At 58.4% G+C, this 19,715-nt stretch carries 2 protein-coding genes; both read left to right on the top strand.

The annotated features are described in order from the left end of the window. The first annotated feature begins 26 nt into the window (after window positions 1–26). Entirely contained in the window at window positions 27–18,506 is an 18,480-nt protein-coding gene (locus tag ALO80_RS04920; protein ID WP_083493144.1) for a hemagglutinin repeat-containing protein, read from the top strand. Next, window positions 18,503–18,976, top strand: coding sequence for a hypothetical protein (locus ALO80_RS04915; RefSeq protein WP_162839038.1), 474 nt, complete (start codon window positions 18,503–18,505; stop codon window positions 18,974–18,976). The genes ALO80_RS04920 and ALO80_RS04915 overlap by 4 nt, the downstream gene beginning before the upstream one ends. The last annotated feature ends 739 nt before the right edge of the window (window positions 18,977–19,715 follow it).

The raw sequence follows: 19,715 nt of genomic DNA, 5'->3' as shown, positions 1-19,715 counted from the left end.
AAATTTTTCCTTCCGAGGTCACCTACATGGACGTCCACCAACTGGCCCTGCTTGCACGTCAGCCCTCCGCTGCACTGATCGAGCGTCCGTCCTTTTGGGGAATGCCAAAGCGTGGCCTCGCGCTGGTCCTGGCCAATGCCCTGTTCTGGCAGCCATTGCTGGTTCAAGCCGAAGGCATCGTGGTCAGTGGCACGAATACCAGCCTGAACCAGGCCGGCAATGGCGTGCCTATCGTCAACATCGCCGCGCCCAATGCCAGCGGCCTGTCACACAATCAGTATCAGCAGTTCAACGTCGACAGCCAGGGCGTTATCCTCAACAACTCCACCAACCAGACCCAGAGCACCCAACTGGGCGGGATCATCGTCGGCAACGCCAACCTGCGCGGTACGGCGGCCAGCACTATCCTCAACGAAGTGGTCGGAGCCAACGCCAGTCAGCTCAAGGGCTATACGGAAGTGGCCGGGCAAGCGGCGCGGGTCATCGTCGCCAACCCGTACGGCATCAGTTGCAACGGCTGCGGTTTCATCAATACCCCGCAGGTCACACTGACCACCGGCAAACCGGTGCTGGATGCCAGTGGGCAGTTGCAGCGTTTCAATGTGCAGGGCGGCAGCATATCCATCGACGGTGTGGGGCTGAACGCGGAAAACGTTGACCAGTTCGACATCATCACGCGCAGCGCGAAGATTAATGCCGAGCTGCACGCCAAGCGCCTCAACATCATTGCCGGTCGCAACGATGTCGACGCGCAGACCCTCAATCCCACCGCACTGCCTGACGACGGCAGTGCCAAACCGGAACTGGCCGTCGACAGCTCGGCGCTGGGCGGGATGTATGCGGGTGCAATCCGCCTGGTGGGCACCGAGGCAGGCGTCGGGGTCAGGCTTGCCGGAAATATGGCGGCCAGTGGCGGTGATATCCAGATCGATGCCAACGGTCATTTGAGCGTGACGCAAACCGCTGCCAGCGGTGCCGTGGTGGTCAAGGCCAACAGTGCCGAGGTTAACGGGCCTGTCTATGCAGGGTCCTCTTTGGGCATGACCGCGGCAGGTGATCTCATCACTCGGCAGAACGTCGCCGCACGCGATGCGCTGAGCCTTTCCGCAGGCGGGCAACTCTACAACTCGGCGGTGATTGAGGCTGGCGTCAATGCAGACAACAGCCGCAACGGTTCAGGCGATGTAACGCTGTCTGCCAACGGGCTGAACAACAGCGGCAGCATCACCGCCAGTCGCGCCTTGCAGGCCACCATTACCCAGACCCTGAACAACCAGGGTGCCACCTTGAACGGGCAGTCCGGCACACGCATCGTGGCGGGCTCGGTCGACAATCGTCAGTCCGGCCGAATTCTGAGCCAGGCTGGCACTGTCGATATCAACGCTTCTCAGTTACTCAACAGCCAGAGTGGGCTGATCAGCAGTGACGGCAACCTGACCATCACCGCCGGGTCTCTGGACAACAGCCAGCAAGGCAAACTGTCCAGCAGCAGTGGTTTATCCGCCCGCATTTCCGGGCAGTTGCTCAACCAGCTGGGGCTTGTCAGCGCCAATGGCGATCTGCTGCTCAACGCGGCAGGCGTGGACAACCGCAGCGCGGAAATCTCCAGTCTTGGCAGCCTGACCTCGACGGTGGGGCAGTTCAACAACAGCGAAAAAGGCCGCCTGCTGGCCAACGGCGCGTTGCAGCTCACGTCCGACCACTTGAATAACCAGAGCGGCTCGGTGGCAGGGCAGCAGGGCGTGCAATTGAATCCGGGGCAACTGACCAATACCGGCAACGGCAGCGTTTACGGCAAAAACAATCTGAATCTGGCCCTTGATGGCGCGTTGAACAATGACCAGGGCGTGCTACGCAGCGATGGCACACTGGATGTACGTGCGGCGTCTCTGAGCAACATCGCCGGCAGCGTGACCAGCGGCGGCACGGCGTCAGTCAGCGCGAGCGGTGCGGTGGTCAACCGGGGCGGGCAGATCCTCAGCGACGTTGGCCTGACGCTGAGCAGCGCCAGCCTTGATAACAGTCAGAGCGGGCGAATAGCCGGTGATGGCCTGATGCTCACCACGGGTGCCTTCGACAACCATCTGGATGGCCGCCTGACCAGCACCGGCGCACTCCAACTGACTGCCGGGCAGGTCAACAACAGTGAAGCCGGTCGTATCGCCAGCGCCATGGCATTGACCGCCGTAGTGACTGGCCTCAATCAGACCAACGACGGGCGTCTGTACAGCAACAGCGATGTCAGCCTGGACATGAACAATGGTCTGCTGAACAACCAGAGTGGTTTGATCAATGCGCCGGGTCAGTTGCTGCTGAAAAATCTCAATGCAGTCAACAACCGGAGCGGCAAGATCTCCACCGCCAATGGCTTCACGCTGGCAGCCACGTCGCTGGACAACACCGATGGGTCGATACTCAGCGACAAGGCGCTCGTCGTGCGTATCAACCAATTGCTGACCAACCTGCGCGGTCTGGTTTCTGCGACCGGTCTTGATCTGACAGCCAGCTCACTGAACAACCGCAGTGGCGAAACTTCCAGTCTCGGCACGCTGACTGCCAACGTTGGCCAGTTCGACAACCGTGAGAAAGGCCGATTGCTGGCCAACGGTGCGCTGCTGTTGACTGCGGACGGCTTGAATAACCTGAACGGGGTCGTTTCCGGGCAACAGGGCGTGCAATTGAATCTGGGGCAACTGAACAACTCGGGCAATGGCAGCCTTTATGCCAAAGATGCCTTGACCGTGACGCTGGGCGGCGTGCTGGTGAATGATCAGGGCGTGGTGCGCAGTGATGGCGCTATGGACCTTAACGCAGCCGGTCTGGCCAATACCAATGGCAGCGTGACCAGCGCCGGAACAGGCGTGCTCAATGTCAACGGTGCGGTCGTCAACCAGGGCGGGCAGATCGTCAGTGATGCGCAACTGACCCTCAACAGTGGCAGCCTGGACAACAGCCGCAGCGGTCGTATCGCCGGTAACGGTGTTGTACTGAATACCGGCGCGTTCAATAACCAACAAAGCGGCAATCTGTCCAGCACCGGGGCCATGCGCCTGACGGCCTGGCAGGTCGACAACAGCGCCGCCGGGCGTATTGCCAGCGCCATGGCATTGACCGCCGTGGTGACTGGCCTCAATCAGACCAACGACGGGCGTCTGTATAGCAACGGCGATGTCAGCCTGGACATGAGCAATGGTCTGCTGAACAACCAGAGCGGGCAAATAACCGCTCCCGGTCAGTTGCTGCTGAAAAACCTGAACGTTGTCGACAACCAGCGCGGCAAAATCTCCAGCGCCAACGGTTTCACGCTGGCAGCCACGTCGCTGGACAACACCGACGGCTCGCTAATCAGTGACAAAGCGCTGATCGTGCGCATCAATCAGTTGCTGAACAACCTGCGCGGGCAGATTTCCGCCAATGGCGTCAACGCAAGCGCCGCAACGCTGGACAACCGTCTTGGCGAACTGTCCAGCCTTGGCGGCCTCACGGCCAGCATCGGCCAGTTCGACAACCGCGAAAAAGGCCGCCTGCTGGCCAATGGCGCGCTGCTGCTAACTGCGGATGGCTTGAATAACCTGAACGGGATCGTTTCCGGGCAGCAGGGCGTGCAACTGAACCTTGGGCAGCTGACCAATACCACCGGCGGCAGCGTCTATGCCAAAGACGGTCTTGGTCTGACCCTTAGCGGGGCATTGAACAATGATCAGGGCGTACTGCGCAGCGACGGTTCGCTGATTGCAAGTGCTGCCTCGCTGGCCAACAGCGCGGGCACTGTCAGCAGCGCCGGGGTTGCGTCGATCAGTATCAAGGACGGCGTCGTCAACCAGAGCGGGCAAATACTCGGCGATGCACAACTGACGCTCGACAGCGCCAGCCTCGACAACAGCCAGAGCGGGCGAATCGCCAGCAATGGTCTGGTACTCACTACCGGGGCGTTCGATAACCATAAGGACGGCCGCCTCACCAGTACCGGTTCACTCCAGCTGAATGCCGGGCTGGTCAACAACAGCGATGCCGGTCGTATTGCCAGCGCCATGGCCCTGACCGCCGTGGTCACCGGCCTCGACCAGTCCAACGACGGGCGTCTTTACAGCAACAGCGATGTCAGCCTGGACCTGAGCAATGGCGTACTGAACAACCAGGGCGGCCTGATCAACGCGCCGGGCCAGTTACTGCTGAAAAACCTGAACGTCGTCAACAACCAGCGAGGTGAGATTTCCAGTACCAACGACTTCACACTGGCGGCCACTTCGCTGGACAACACCGAGGGTTCACTGCTTGGCGACAAGGCCCTTGTAGTACGTATCAATCAGATGCTGACCAATCTGCGCGGCAAGATTTCCGCCAATGGCGTCAATCTGAACGCTGCAACGCTGGACAACCGTAATGCCGAGCTGTCCAGCCTTGGTACCCTGAGTGCCAACCTCGGCGAGTTCGATAACAGCAGCAAAGGCCGCCTGATGGCCAACGGCGCACTGCTGCTGACAGCCAGCACGCTGAACAACCAGAACGGCGTGGTTTCCGGGCAGCAGGACGTACAGCTGAACCTGGGCCAGTTGAGCAATACGGGCGCTGGCAGTGTTTACGCGAAAAGCAGGCTGGGACTGACGCTGACCGGCGCGTTGAACAACAATCAGGGCGTGCTGCGCAGCGATGGCGCGCTTGAGTTGAACGCGGCTTCCCTTGCCAACACTGGCGGTCGGGTCACCAGTGCCGGTGTTGCCACGCTGAAAGCCGATGCAGCGGTCGTCAACCAAGGCGGGCAGATCATCAGCGATGCCCGCCTGACGCTTTCCAGCGGCAGTCTCGATAACAGCCAGAGCGGTCGCATTGCCGGCAATGGTGTGGCGCTCACCACTGGCGCTTTCGACAACCATCAAGACGGCCGCCTGACCAGTACCAGCGCACTCCAGCTGAACGCCGGGCTGGTCAACAACAGTGAAGCCGGTCGTATCGCCAGCGCCATGACCCTGACCGCAGTGGTCACCGGCCTGAATCAGACCAACGATGGCAAACTGTACAGCAACAGCGATGTCAGACTGGACCTGAGTAACGGCGTGCTGACCAACCAAGGCGGTTTGATCAATGCGCCGGGGCAGTTGCTGCTGAAAAACCTTGCTGCGGTCAACAACCAGGACGGCGAAATTTCCAGTGCCAACGGTTTCTCGCTGGTGGCCACTTCGCTGGATAACACCGATGGTTCGGTCATCAGCGACAAAGCCTTGATCGTACGCATCGACCAGTTGCTGACCAACCTTCGCGGTCTGATTTCCGCTAAAGGTATCCAACTGAATGCTGCGACGCTGGACAACCGCAACGCGGAACTCTCCAGCCTTGGAGAGCTGACCGCAACCGTCGGCCAGTTCGATAACAGTGGCAAGGGCCGTTTACTGGCCAATGGTGCGTTGCTGCTCAACGCCGACAGCCTGGACAACCAGAGCGCAGGTGCCGTCTCCGGACAGCAGAGTGTGCAGTTGAACGTCGGGCAACTGATCAACACCGGCAGCGGCAGCATCTACGCCAAAAACAGTCTGGGTCTGAAAGTCACGGGCGTCCTCAACAACGATCAAGGGACATTGCGCAGTGGTGGCACGCTGGCGCTGAGTACCGCTTCTCTGGTCAATACTGCCGGTAGCGTCACCAGCGCCGGCGCCTCGTCCCTGACGGTCGATGGCCCGGTTGTGAACCGTGGCGGGCAGATTCTCGGCGATTCAAAGCTGGTGCTCACCAGTGGCAGTCTCGACAACAGTCAGAACGGTCGTATTGCCGGCAAGGGGGTAAAACTCGTCACAGGCACCTTTGACAACCAGCAAGGCGGTCGCCTAACCAGTACCGCAACCCTCCAGCTCGATGCAACGCTGGTGAACAACAGTGATGCCGGTCGTATCGCCAGCGCCATGGCGCTTACCGCCGTGGTCACCGGCCTGAATCAGACCAACGACGGCCGACTGTACAGCAACAGCGATGTCAGTCTCGATTTGAGCAACGGCGCGCTGAACAACGACAGCGGTCTGATTACCGCACCGGGTCAGTTGCTGCTGAAAAATCTTAATGCAGTCAGCAACCGCAATGGCGAAATCTCCAGCGCCAACGGTTTTACTCTGGCCGCAGCTTCGCTGGACAACACCGGCGGTTCGGTGCTTGGCGATAAAGCGCTGGTCGTGCGTGTCGACCAGCTGTTGACCAACCTGCGTGGCCTGGTTTCCGCCAAGGGAATCGATCTGGCTGCTGGCGAGCTGAACAACGACAGTGGCAGCGTGAGTAGCGATGCTGATCTGCTGCTGACTATCGCCGACAAACTTTCGAACCAGAACGGCGAGCTGACCAGCGCCGGTAACACCACCCTCAACGCGCTGAGCCTGGGCAATGCCAACGGCCAGGTCATGGCCGACCGGTTTCTGAAGCTGGCGATTACCGATGCCATCGACAATCAGGCAGGGACATTGGGCGCAGGGAAGGGTGCCAACATTAGTGCGGCGAGTCTGGACAACCGGCAAGCCGGTGCACTGGTCACGGATGGTCAACTGGACCTCACGCTGACCGGCGCACTGGACAATCGCGCCAGTGGCAGCCTGCAAGCCAAAGGCCCGATGAACCTGACCAGCCAGGCGCTGGATAACCGTGGCGGCCGTGTCACCGCGCAGAACCTGTTGATGATACGCAGTGCCAGCCTGGACAACCGCGGCGGTGCGATTCGCGCCGAGAAAGGCCTGCAACTGTTCGTCGATGCACTCGACAATAGCCAGACCGGCTTGAGCACTGCCTCAAAAGGTCTGATCAACAGTAACGCGGGCCTTGAGCTGGTTGGCACGCGTCTGGACAACCAGAACGGTCTGCTCAACGCCGCTGGCCTGATGCAGTTGCAGGTCGACAGCGTTCTCAACGGCAACGGTCGTATCGCCAGTCAGGCTGACATGGTTGCCAACGTCGCCAGTCTGACCCAACAGGGCGGCGAGCTGGTTGCGCAGGGCACGCTGACCCTGACCGGCAAAACCCTCGACAACCGGTCGGGTGGCCTGGTGGGTTCCACAAAAGCGCTGAAAATCGATGTGGATGACATCGACAACAAGGCCGGTGAACTGTCCAGCCAGATCGGCGTGGACATTATCGCCAAAACGCTCGACAACAGTGATGGCGGCAAAGTCCTGGCAGGTACAGCGCTGGGCCTGACCGTGACGCGGGTGATCAACCTCAACAAGGGCTTGCTGTTTGGTAACACCCTGCGTCTCGACGGTACGCGGCTGGAGAACGCAGGCGGTACGCTGGCCAGCCAGCAGGACCTGAACATCAGTCTGTCCGATGAACTCGATAACAGCGGCGGCCTGCTCAGCAGTGAGTCGGCCATGACCGTCAGCGCGGCGTCCCTGCAAAACGCTGCCGGCAGCCTGTCCAGTGCTGATGCCTTGAAAGTCACCACCACTGGCGCGTTGAGCAACCAGGCGGGTGCCATTACGACTGATGCGGCGCTGACGCTGAGCAGCGCAAGTCTGGACAACAGCCAGGCCGGCAAACTGTCTGGCAAGGGCGCTACGCAGGTCACCACCGGTACGTTTGACAACAGTCAGGGTGGTCGCCTGACCAGCAGCGACACGCTGCAATTGACCGCAGGCAAGGTCATCAACCAGAACGCCGGGCGCATTGCCAGTGCGCTGGCTTTGACCGCCAGCGTCACCCGCCTCGATCAGCAAGCTGGCGAATTGTTCAGCAACACGTCGCTGAGCCTGGACCTCAACAAAGGCCAGTTGAATAATCAGGGCGGTTTGATCAACGCTCCTGGCGTATTGCTGCTGAAGAACCTTGACGGCGTCGCCAACCAGAACGGCGAAATCTCCAGCGCACAGGCGTTCAGCCTGAACGCCGGCAGCCTCGATAACAGCGGTGGCAAACTGCTCAGCAGTCAGGCCCTGACGCTGGTGGTGAACAAAGCCCTGAGCAACCTCAAAGGTAATATTTCCGGCGCTGCGCTGAGCATCAACAGCGACAGCCTGGATAACACCGAAGGCATGATCAGCAGCCGCGCAGACCTGGACGTAACGGTAAACACCGCCCTGACCAACGCCAAGGGCACGCTGATTGGCGACGGCAATGTGAATCTGAGCGCTGCAACGGCAGACAATAGCCTCGGGCAACTGGCGAGCAAGCAAAACCTAGACGCGCGGATCGGCAACCTTCAACAGCAGAACGGCCAGATGCTTGCCCAGGGCACATTGACCTTGCGCGGCGAGGCGCTGGATAACCGTCAGAACGGTTTCATCGGCGCGACCAAAGCCCTTGCTATCAGTGTCACCAGCATCGACAACCGCGGCGGTGAACTGTCCAGCCAGGACATGATGACCCTGACCAGCCAGCAACTGAACAACAGTGATAAAGGGCGGGTTCTGGCGCAGAAAGCGCTGAATCTGAACATCGCACAGACCACTAACCGTACTAACGGTTTGCTTTCCAGCCAGGCGGGCCTGACGCTGATCGGCAGCACGCTGGACAACACCGGCGGCGCACTGAGCGCCCTCAAGGCGCTGGGTATCGACCTGTCGGCAGCGCTCGATAACAGCCAGGGCCTGATCAGCGGTGAAGACATCCTGACAGTGAAGGCCGGCAGCCTGACCAACACCGCAGGCAGTGTTTCCAGTGCTGGAACACTGACCCTCGACAGCGCCGGTGCAATCGGCAATCAGGGCGGCAAGCTGGTGACCGATGGTGCGCTCGACCTCAAAAGCGCCAGCCTCGATAACCGTCAGCTCGGCAACATCAGCGGTAAAGGTTTGCTGACCCTGAGAACCGGTGATTTCGACAACAGCCAGAACGGTCGCGTTAGTAGCAGCGATCGACTGGAACTGACCAGCGCGCAATTGAACAACAGCAGCGGTGGCAGCATCGGCAGCAGCCAGGCACTGACCGCCAGCGTCAGCCGTCTCAGTCAGCAGGGCGGCAGGTTGTTCAGCAATACGTCCTTGAGCCTGGACCTGAACAATGGCCAGCTGGACAATCAGGGCGGTTTGATCAACGCGCCAGGCGCACTGGTGCTGAACAACGTCAATGAAGTTCTGAACCAGAACGGCGAAATCTCCAGCGCCCAGGCGTTCACTGTCAACGCTCAACAACTCAATAACAACGGCGGCAAATTGCTCAGCAATCAGGTGCTGACCCTGCGCATCGCCCGAGCACTGAACAACGTAAAAGGCATGATCGCCGCCGCTGGCGTCGACGTTGTCGTCAACACCCTCGATAACACGAGCGGTACACTGACCAGCCGCAACAACCTGGGCCTGACGGTCACCGGGCTGCTGACCAACCGTGACAACGGCCTGATCAATGCAACCCAGGCGCTCAAGGTGGGCGCGGCCAGCCTCGACAACCAGAACGGTCAGGTGCTGGGCGGCACCAGCCTGATCCTCGACGCAGCATCGATCAACAACACGGCAAAAGGGCTGATCAACAGCGCCGGCACCCTGAACCTGACGGCGGGCAGCCTGGATGCCGGCAACGGCGGCGAAGTGTCGGCAGCACGCGACATGACCCTGGTTCTCAACGCCCTGTCGCTCAATGGCGGACGCCTGATGAGTGATGCCGGGCTGTCCATCGACATGGCGGGCAACGACCTCGACAACCGTAGTGGCTTGATTACCGCTGATGGTTCGCTGAGCCTCAGCCGCCTGCGTGACCTGAACAACCAGTCTGGCGAAGTCTCCAGTGCACAGAGCTTTACCCTAAGCGGCCGCACGCTCGATAACACCAGCGGTAAACTGATCAGCAGTAATGTGCTGACGGTCAGCGCTACCGGTTTGCTCAATCAGAATGGCCTGATTTCCGGCTGGCAGGGCCTGAACGTCGCCGGTAACCGTCTCGACAACCGCAACAGCGGCACATTGTCCAGCCGCAGTGGCAACCTTGTGGCGAACCTGACCGGCGAGCTGCTCAACGGCGGCAATGGCGCGCTGGTCAGCCAGAACGCCATGAACGTAAGCGCTGACAGCCTCGACAACCGCGGCGGCATCCTGTCCAGCGGCACGGGCCAGACCCTGAACGTAGCGGGCCTGCTGAACAATAGCCAGAGCGGTCTGATCGACAGCGGCGCAGGGCTGGTCGTCAAAGCCAATGCCCTGAGCAACGCGGCCGGCAACCTGACGGCTCAGCAGGATTTGAGCTTTGAAGGCAGCAGCCTCGACAACAGCGCCGGCAACCTGAGCAGCAGGGGCGCAATGACCCTGGACCTGCTGGAAAGCCTGACCAACACCAGCGGCAAGCTGGCCAGTGGTGGCACCTTGCTTTTGCGGCGTAGTGCCGCGATCAACAACCAGGCCGTGCAACTGATCAGTCAGAGCCTGATGACCCTCAACACATCGGGGCAACTGGACAACCGTAACCGCGGCACCGTCGCGGCCAACAATACACTGGCAGTCGTCGCAAGCGGCAGCGTCCTCAACGACGCCGATGGCCTGATCTACAGCCAGAACGCCGATGCGCGAGTACAGGCAGCCAGCCTGTCCAACGTGCGCGGCACGGTACAGAGCGTCGGTGCTCTTCGCGTTGATGCCGCCAGCACCGTCGACAACCAGAACGGCCGGATCATCGCACAGAGCGGTGACCTGAACCTGAGCGCTGCCAACCTCTACAGCCAGGGCGGCGTGCTTTCCAGCCTGCAAGGGGCGTTTACAGCGAATGTAATCGGCGTCCTGAAAAACGGCTACGACACCAATCGCCAGGGCGGTGTCATCCAGGCACAGCGCCTCAACCTGACAGCGCTGGGCGGCTTCGACAACTACGGCGGACGAGTCTCGGCGCGCGCTGGTGAAGCGCTGATCACTACCCCCGGCTTCGACAACCGCAACGGCGGGCTGTACGCCAAAGGTCTGGTGCGGGTCACCGGTGTCAACTTCGACAACAGCGGCGACAACGACGGCCAGATTGCGGGCGGCCAGGTCGAACTGAACCTGAGCGGCGCACTGAACAACCGTCTGGGCATCATCGAAAGTGACAGTACCCTGGCCATCACGGCTGCCAGTCTGGACAACCAGACCGGGCAACTGCGTGCGCTGGGCGGTGGCGGTGCGACAAACTTTCAAATCGGCAACCTGTTCGACAACCGCAACGGTACGCTGGAGAGCGCCAACAGCGACCTGATTCTCAATGCTGGTGGGTTTCTGAATGGTGGCGGGTCGCTGTTGCATACGGGTAATGGCACGTTTGATATTTCTACAGCCAACCTGACCAATGCTGGCGGCAGCATTGTCACTCGTGGTGGATTGACACTGAGTGCCGATAGCTGGACTAACAGCAGCGTGATTCAGGCCGGGCGCCTCACCGTCAACGTCAATAACCTCAGCCAAACCGCTAGCGGCCAGTTGCTAGCATCGACCAGCCTTGTCGGTAACGGTGGAAATTGGAATAACGATGGACTGATCGCCAGTGACGGCTCGCTAAGTTTCAACCTTGGCGGTACATACGGCGGCAATGGACGTCTCAGCAGTCTCGGAACGCTCGGGCTGAGTGCTGCGCAAGTGAACCTTAACGCCGCTTCGACTATCGCTGGCGGTGGTGACACTTCGGTTTCGGTGGCGGGGCAGTTGAGCAATATAGGTCGCCTGACCTCGGCGACCAACCTTACCGTCAATGCGGGGAGCATCAACAACCAGGGCACGCTGGGCAGCGGTCAAGCGCTGACTGTGACCACCGGCTCGCTGGTCAATGATCGCGGGCTGGTCTTCAGCGGCAACAACATGAGCCTGCGGGTCGGTTCGCTGAACAACAGTTATGCCAATATCTACAGTCTGGGCAATCTTTCGGTTGACCGTAACGGGCAAGGCGCTCTGGCCGACAGCATCGTCAACAGTTCGGCGTCGATTCAAAGCGACGGCAGCATGAGCCTGGCGGCGAGCACGATACAGAACATCCGAGCGATTTTGACTACCAGCAACGGCGGTATCTACACCGCCATGATTGTAGAGGGTGCGTGCAACCGGGAATTCTACAACAACGACTGCAGCGGCAAGGCAACTCATACCTGGGACATCACCCAGCGTGAAAAACTGGAAGTGACCGCTGCCAGTGCAGCGTCCGGCATTATCGCTGGCGGTAATCTGAACATAAACGGCGGCGATCTGTTCAACCAGAGCAGCACCATCGTCACCAGCGGCAACCTCACCGCTACGCTGAACAATCTGAACAACACCGGCGTAGAGGCCAGCGATACCGAAACAATGCGTTCGTTCCGCAGCGCTCGTACCAGCAATGCCGGTTCCTGGACCAATGCCGCTCGCGACTTCACTGAGCAGTACTGGTTTACCAGCAGCGGTTATGACGCCAACAACATTGGCGGCCTTGAGGCGGCGATGGCTAAATTCATCGCCACTACCGAAACCGAAATGCCTGAGTTCCGCAAGGTTACCCAGTTGTCCAATGGCGATCAGAGCTATGCCGCCGTTATCCAGGCCGGCGGTGCGGTCAACGTCAACGCAAGTAACAACATCGGCAACAATGTCGTACGCGCTGGCTACAGCTACGTGAGCGGCGGTTCGCGCACTGACACCAATGCTCCGGGCAGCCAATTCTCCACCCGTATTACCGTCAATCAGCAATTGCCACCAGACCTGGCCCAGCAGCAAGTCAATCCTTTAAGCCTGCCAGGCTTCAGCCTGCCGACCGGCCAGAACGGCCTGTTCCGCCTGAGTGGCCAGACCGGCACCGCAGCCACTGTCGCTCAACCTGTCGGCCTGCCGCAAAGCTGGACAATGGGCAGCGCGGCGGTCTCCGTCGCGCAGCGCGAGCAAACCGTTTCTGATGCGCAGGCAAGCACCATCCAGATCGGCTCGGTTGGCCAGATAGCCAACGCCACCCGCCAGCTCGCTTCGGTCACACGGCAAAGCGCAGGCGTTAGCGCCAATGCAACTGCTTTTGATACCAGCGCTCCAGGTGCCGCACCTATTGGTGGGCTAGTGCTGCCAGGCCATAACTCTGATGCCGCAGGTGTCACCAGCGTCGACAGCGTCACCGGCATTGCGACGGGCAATCAGGGCAGCGGTGCGTTGCTGCCTGTCCAGAGCACAGGCTCGACATCGGGTGTTCCGGCTATCACCGCAATCTCTTCCGGTAACTCGGCCGCTGAAAACGCTGGACTGGTGCAGGGCATTCAAGTCAACAAAGCCGGCCAGGTTGTAAATGGTACGCAAGGTAGCTTGGTCAGCGTTTTCAATCAGGCTACGACCGGTGCCCAGTCGGGCGCGACTGCTGCAGTCACCCAAGTGGTTGTAAGTGCCCAAGGCGGAACGGTCATTGCACCAGTTCGCAGCTCTGTGGCTGCTCTGGTCAGTCCTGTCACTGCTGCTGTTCTAAACCCTGTCACAACCACGCCTGCTTCAACCGCCAGCACTCAGCCCGCTACAGTCGCGCAGGCCAGCGCTATTACGCCAGCCGTTTCGGCGGCAGCGCAAACGATTACCAGGGTAGAAGGGCTGCCAAGCAGCAGTTTCATCTCCAAACCGCAGAAATACCTGATCGAAACCAACCCGGTCCTCACCGAGCTCAAGCAATTCATGAGTTCGGATTACCTGCTCGCAGGTCTGGGTTACGACCCGGAAGTCAGCGCCAAGCGTCTGGGCGATGGTTTGTATGAGCAGCGCCTTGTGCAGCAGGCCGTCGTGGCCCGAACCGGCCAGGCGTTCATCGACGGCCAGACCTCCAACGAGGCCCAGTTCAAGTACCTGATGAACAACGCCATCGCCAGCAAACAGCAGTTGAACCTGGCTGTGGGCGTCTCGCTGAGTTCACAGCAAGTCGCAGCACTGACCCACGACATCGTCTGGCTCGAAGAGCACGAAGTGAATGGCGAAAAAGTGCTGGTGCCAGTGCTGTACCTGGCTCAGGCCGACAATCGCCTTGGCCCGACCGGAGCGTTGATTGCGGGTAACGATGTCTCGCTGATTGCTGGCCAGAACCTGGACAACGTGGGCACCTTGCGAGCGGCCAACAACCTGTCGGCTGCCGCTGGAAATGACTTGGTCAACTCCGGCCTGATAGAAGCTGGCAACCGTCTGGACTTGCTGGCAGGTAACGACCTGATCAACAAGGCGGGCGGCATCATCAGTGGTCGTGACGTGACACTGACCGCGCTGCGCGGCGACGTCATCAACGAGCGCACGGTGACCAGCCATCAAAGCGCCTCAGGCGACGCGACCTGGCGTCAAGACTTCGCTGACAGTGCGGCACGTATCGAAGCGGCCAATGACATGAGCCTGCAAGCGGGGCGGGACGTGAAAAACACCGGCAGCGTGTTGCAGGCCGGACGTGATTTGAGCATCTCAGCGGGCCGTGACGTCGCTATCGACTCGGCGCAAGCCGAGGACGGCCAGACACGCGGTGCGAACTCCAGTAACTCGAGCATCACGCAACTGAGCTCTACGGTCAGCGCCGGCCGCGACCTGACGGCCCAGGCAGGCCGCGACATCAACGTCATCGCCAGCAGCATCGACGCCAAGCGCGACATCGCCATGGCCGCGACGGAAAACCTGACCCTGTCCTCGGCGGCTGACGAGGAGCATTCCTACGGCAAAAGCAAGAAGGTAACCGAACAGGAAGATCACGTCAGCCAGGTGTCTGCGGAGCTGAAAGCGGGCGGCAGTGTGGCTTTGCAGGCTGGGCAGAATCTCGACATTATCGCCAGCCGCATCAATGCAGGCAGCAACATTGCGCTTGATGCTGCGCAAGATTTGACCATTGCATCAGCTCAGGACGAAAGCTCGTACTTCTATGCCAAAAAGAGCAAAGGTTCTTTCGGACGCAGTAGCAGCAAACAGCAGGAAAGCTACGACAGCACCAACGTTGCGTCGGTAATCAATGCAGGGCAAGACCTCACCATCAATACCACCAAAGCTGCTGACGGCAGCGTCAGCATCAACGGTGGGCATGATGTCAGTGTTATTGGCAGCCAGCTGTCGGCAGGCAATGACCTGATTCTCGGTGCCACCAATGACATCACTGTGCTTTCGGGTGTCGATGAGCAGGGTGCTTATAGCAAGAAAAGTAAATCCGGCGCTTTTGGCCTGTCCAAAAGCGGAAAAAGCGAGCTGAAGACCAGCTCTACTCAAGTCGCCAGTGAAATGAGTGCCGGCAACGACGTGGTAGTGGCCTCAGGCAAGGACATCACGCTGCGCGCCAGCAACATTGATGCAGGCAATGATGTGGACCTCAGAGCCGGGCTGGTGGATAAAACCGGCGACATCAATCTGCTCTCTGCCAACGACGAAGCCTCTAGCCAGAGCGATGAGTACAAGAATAAAACCGGTCTTTCAGCTTCTGGCGGATTTCTGTCCATCTCGTCAGCTAGAGAAGCTGGCGGCCAAGCGCAGAGCAGCACCAGCGTAGGGAGCCAGATCAATGCTGCAGGCGATGTAAGCCTGCAGACCGAGCGCGACATCAACATTGTCGGTAGCAGCGTCAACGCAGGCGCGAACGTCAGTTTGAACGCGGGTCAGGATGTCAACATTCTGGCCGCACAGAGCACCCAGTCCAATCAGGACTGGGAGAAGAACAGGCAGTCGGGTATCGGCGTGTCCTCTAACGCCAATGGCGTGACCTTCTTTGCAGGCGTTGATCGCAGCAAGGAGAAGAACCGCCTTGAGCAACACAGCGCTGCCGCCAGCCAGGTACGCGCAGGCGAAGATCTTGCAGTCAATGCCGAGCGCGACATCAATCAGATAGGTTCTGACCTGCAGGCGCTCAATGACATCAATCTGACTGCAGGGCGCAACATCAAGATTGATGCTGCGCGTGAATCTCAGACGGTCGAGCAACAGCGCGAAAACTCGCGTAATGGTCTGAGTGCGAGCATCGATCACAACTATGGCAGCACCAAGGACGCCATCAGCGGCGCAGGCAAGGGCGAGGACGCCACGAGCAAGGGATCGAGCACACTCAAGGCAGTAGACAGTACCTCGCAGTTCCTGTCCGGCCCGACGGGCGATGGCAAGTTTGGTAACAGCAAGCAGGGCACCAGCCAGCAAGTGGTCGAAACGACCAACCGCGCCTCGACGCTGGACGCAGGCAACAACCTGAACATCTCTGCGAGCAACGATGTTCAAATCAGTGGTGGCCAATTGCAGGCAGGCCGCGATATCAACATCAAAGGCCGGGACGTTACGCTTGATGCCGCCAAAGGCAGCTACAGCCAGGAAACCAGCGAGCAGAAAAGCTGGAGTGGCATTCATGGCAGCAGCAGTGGCGGGTTCAAACTCGGCGTGGGCGGCAGCGGTGGTGTTGCGAATGCTGATCAGAGCCAAGGGTCCTCTACCGTAACCGTGCTGCAAGCAGGCCGTGACGTCAACCTCAAGGCCAGCAATGACCTCAACCTGATTGGCACGCAGGCTCAGGCAGAGCGAAACATCAATCTGAATGCCGGCAACACCCTCAACATCAAGGCAGCCCAGAACGACAGCTCCACCGAGAACACTCGTAAAAATGGCGGCGGGGAAGCCGGTATCGCCATCGGTCCGGGAGGCATCGGTGTTTACGCCAGCGTCAATATCGGCAAAGGCGACCTGGAACGCGAAGGCAAACAACAGCAGGAAGCGTACCTGTACGCCGGTAATCACCTTGGTTTCACCAGCGGTCAGGACACCAACATTGCCGGTGCCACACTGCGCGGCAACGACGTGGTCGGACGCGTAGGCCGCGACCTCAACGTCACCTCCCTGCCGGATACCGGCAAGGCACAAGGTAAGGAATTCGACCTCAGCGCGACCGTAGTGGTCGGTTTTGGCGGCAGCGTCAGTGGCTCGGTCGGGTACGGCCAGACCAACGGCTCCAAGAACTGGATCGAGGAACAGACCCGCATCACGGCCAAAGACAAGGTCGACATCCGCACCGAGAACCACACCCAGCTCGACGGCGCGTTGATTGCCTCCGACAGCGGCAACCTCAAGCTGGACACCAACACGCTGGGCTACAGCGACATTGCAGGCAAGGATAAAGAGCACGGTTACTACCTGAACGTTGGTGGCTCGTACGGCACTGGCAGCAGCACTACGCAGGATTCAAGTCAGGTAGGCAAGGGCGACAATCAGAAAAACGGCTGGAGCGTCGAGGGCTGGAACTACAACACAGACCGCGAGCAGATCGTTCGAGGCACCGTCGGCGCAGGCGATGTAGTGGTGCGCAGCGATACGGGTGTCAAGGACTCGACGGCAGGCTTGAATCGTGATGTCGACAAGGCATACGAGATCACGCGTGATGATGAGCATCGGACTGATGTGTATGTGACCAAGAGTTCGTTGGAGGCAGCCAGCCAGCCGGTAGTCACTGCTACTCAGTGGGCAAACCAACTCCTGACTTACAACGAAACTGCCAGGCAAAACTATGAAGAGGCTTCCCGTGGTCTGACCCGTGCTGTCAACAAGATCGAGAGCACTCTGGGCCGCAAGATGGATGCGAGTGCTGCCAGTCTGATGGGGGCTGATTTTGCTGAAAACACCTTGGACTCGTTGCTTCAGGGTGGGATGACGCGCAGTCAGGCGATGAAGACAATGGCCGACCCTGCGTTTCAGGAAACGGTCGTGGCCGAAATTGCGCGTCTGGCCGGGATCGACCTGACATCGGTCGAAGTTCTTGATCAGACGCTTCAGACGGACAACAAGGCTAACAGCTCAGGATCAATTGAGTTACCTGCCACTCCTGTCAATGCGAGCAATGCAGAAAAGCTTACTGCTGCTCAAGAAACGCTACGATCGATGGCTTCGATCAACCAATACATCCAGGAGCATCCAGATCAGCAGGAGGCTGTGAGTGTGTTGGTGGCAATGGCTCAGGGACCGAAAGGTCTGGTGCAACTAGCGGTTTTCAACGCGGTTTCCGAGACGCCTTTGGGTCAGAATATTGGACAAAGGCTGGCTGAGTACGGTGAGGTCCTGGGAGAGCAGGTTGCCAATGCCATGGAAGGCGAGAAGATTAACAAGGATGACAACACCGGTGCCTACCTGATCGGTGGCGGAGTGCTTACAGCGGGCATCTTGACTGGTATGCTAGTAAGCGGTAAATCTGTAGCCAAGTCTAGGACTATCTCAGCCGAGATGAAGGCTGATCCTTATCACCCGGACTGGAAGAACTATACCGGGACTGATAGGGGTGTTGGAGCGGATGTTGTTAAAGGTGGTGGTGAGGCGAAAGGCGGTGCTGGAAAAGCTGCGGAATCACCCTCCGGACCTCGTAACGCAAAGGATCTTGCAGGTGGGCCACTTGAGCATGCGACTCAGGTGAGCGGGCGCTTCAAAAACGATGGCGGGCCATCCAACGGAACTGTCTACAGGGCAGATAATCAAGGTAATATCACAAGCTATGCCGTATATGATTCAGAGGGGTTGATCGTTAAACGAGTAGGTGTAACTGGCGCAGCCCATGCAAATGTGCCTACTCCACATGTAATAGAATACGGAAGAAATACATTGCCCGATGGAACTGTTAGAGTTCAATCGCCTTCGACTAAATCCGCACCACGTCCCGCCAACTTGGATGAGATACCATGATAAAATTTAATACACTTTCTCCTTTCGTTGGGTTGGCGCGATATGAGGCCTGGAAGGATGGGTGGGTTGATAAAGATAAGATTGACGAATTCTCATACATAAGCAATGTATGCAATCCTGAGGATTTATTATTGTCATGCAAACTTCTATTTCCTGATTTTGTTGTTGTTCAAGAGGGGGTTTTCTTAGAAGGGAAATATGATGCTGATATTTTTGTTTCTTGGTTGAAGCACTTTAATGGTGATCTTCAAGCAACAGAGAAAATGTTAAATCACACTCATTTATACGATGTGTTCGATTCATGCTCAGGTGATATCGATGATCGTATATTTGAACAATTGGCAAACGTGCTTGCACTGTCTTGGAGGCTTGTCCTAAAAGATAAGTTTCCAGAAAGAAAATTTTCTGTAGACATTTCAATTACAGACCAGGATTATGGGCCGATAGTTACTTTTTATCAATTGTCTTAAGTTTGATGATTACGCATCAGGTGTAGTTGGCGAGAGCCTGTTATTTTTTGTAAGCGAAAATAAACTATCTGTTTATTGGCGGCTGAGTTTTTTCACTGATTTCAATGGGGCGCAGGTGGCGTCTCTAGTGTTCGAGGAATGGGCAGGCGATCGCCGTTTTTATGAGCGATTAATTGATGGTGAGGATGTGGAGGTTGGGGTTTTTAAAAGATATAAATTACTTATGGATGAAGAGGCTAAATGAATCATGCTGGATTTCCGTCTGTTTTTGGTTCGGTAGTCAATGTGACTCAATCGGGTTTTATCGAGAGTGGATTAATGAATGGCATCCCAAATCAACGTCCGCCCAAGGTGAAGTGATTATCTAGGGTTTGTCTGAAAAGTCAGCCCGCAAGCATCTTTCGATGCAGGCCAGTGTGACCATGTCCACGCACCCCACTAACTGGTCCTACTGAAAACTGGAAAACCTTTGTTAATGCTGAAAAACAGATTCACCTGGAAGCAGGTCCCGGGCAGCGTGTAGACCAAGTTATCTTATCAATGATAACTCTATCTGGTAATAAAAAATTCACGAGCTCTATGACGCTCACAACCGATGAGACTCTATCGGCAGGGCAAAAATATCTCGGTCCCGAGTACGGGGAAATCGGTAAGCCAGGCTCTGGGGCGTTTCACAGCGCTGGCGGCACCAAGGAGTTCCGTATCGACTCAGGATCTATATCAGGAGCACACGCTCCGG

The organism is Pseudomonas caricapapayae (assembly GCF_001400735.1).
GTDB classification, from domain to species: domain Bacteria; phylum Pseudomonadota; class Gammaproteobacteria; order Pseudomonadales; family Pseudomonadaceae; genus Aquipseudomonas; species Aquipseudomonas caricapapayae.
Note: the sequence above shows the minus strand (reverse complement) of the source record. Positions and strands in the feature narration are given on the sequence as shown.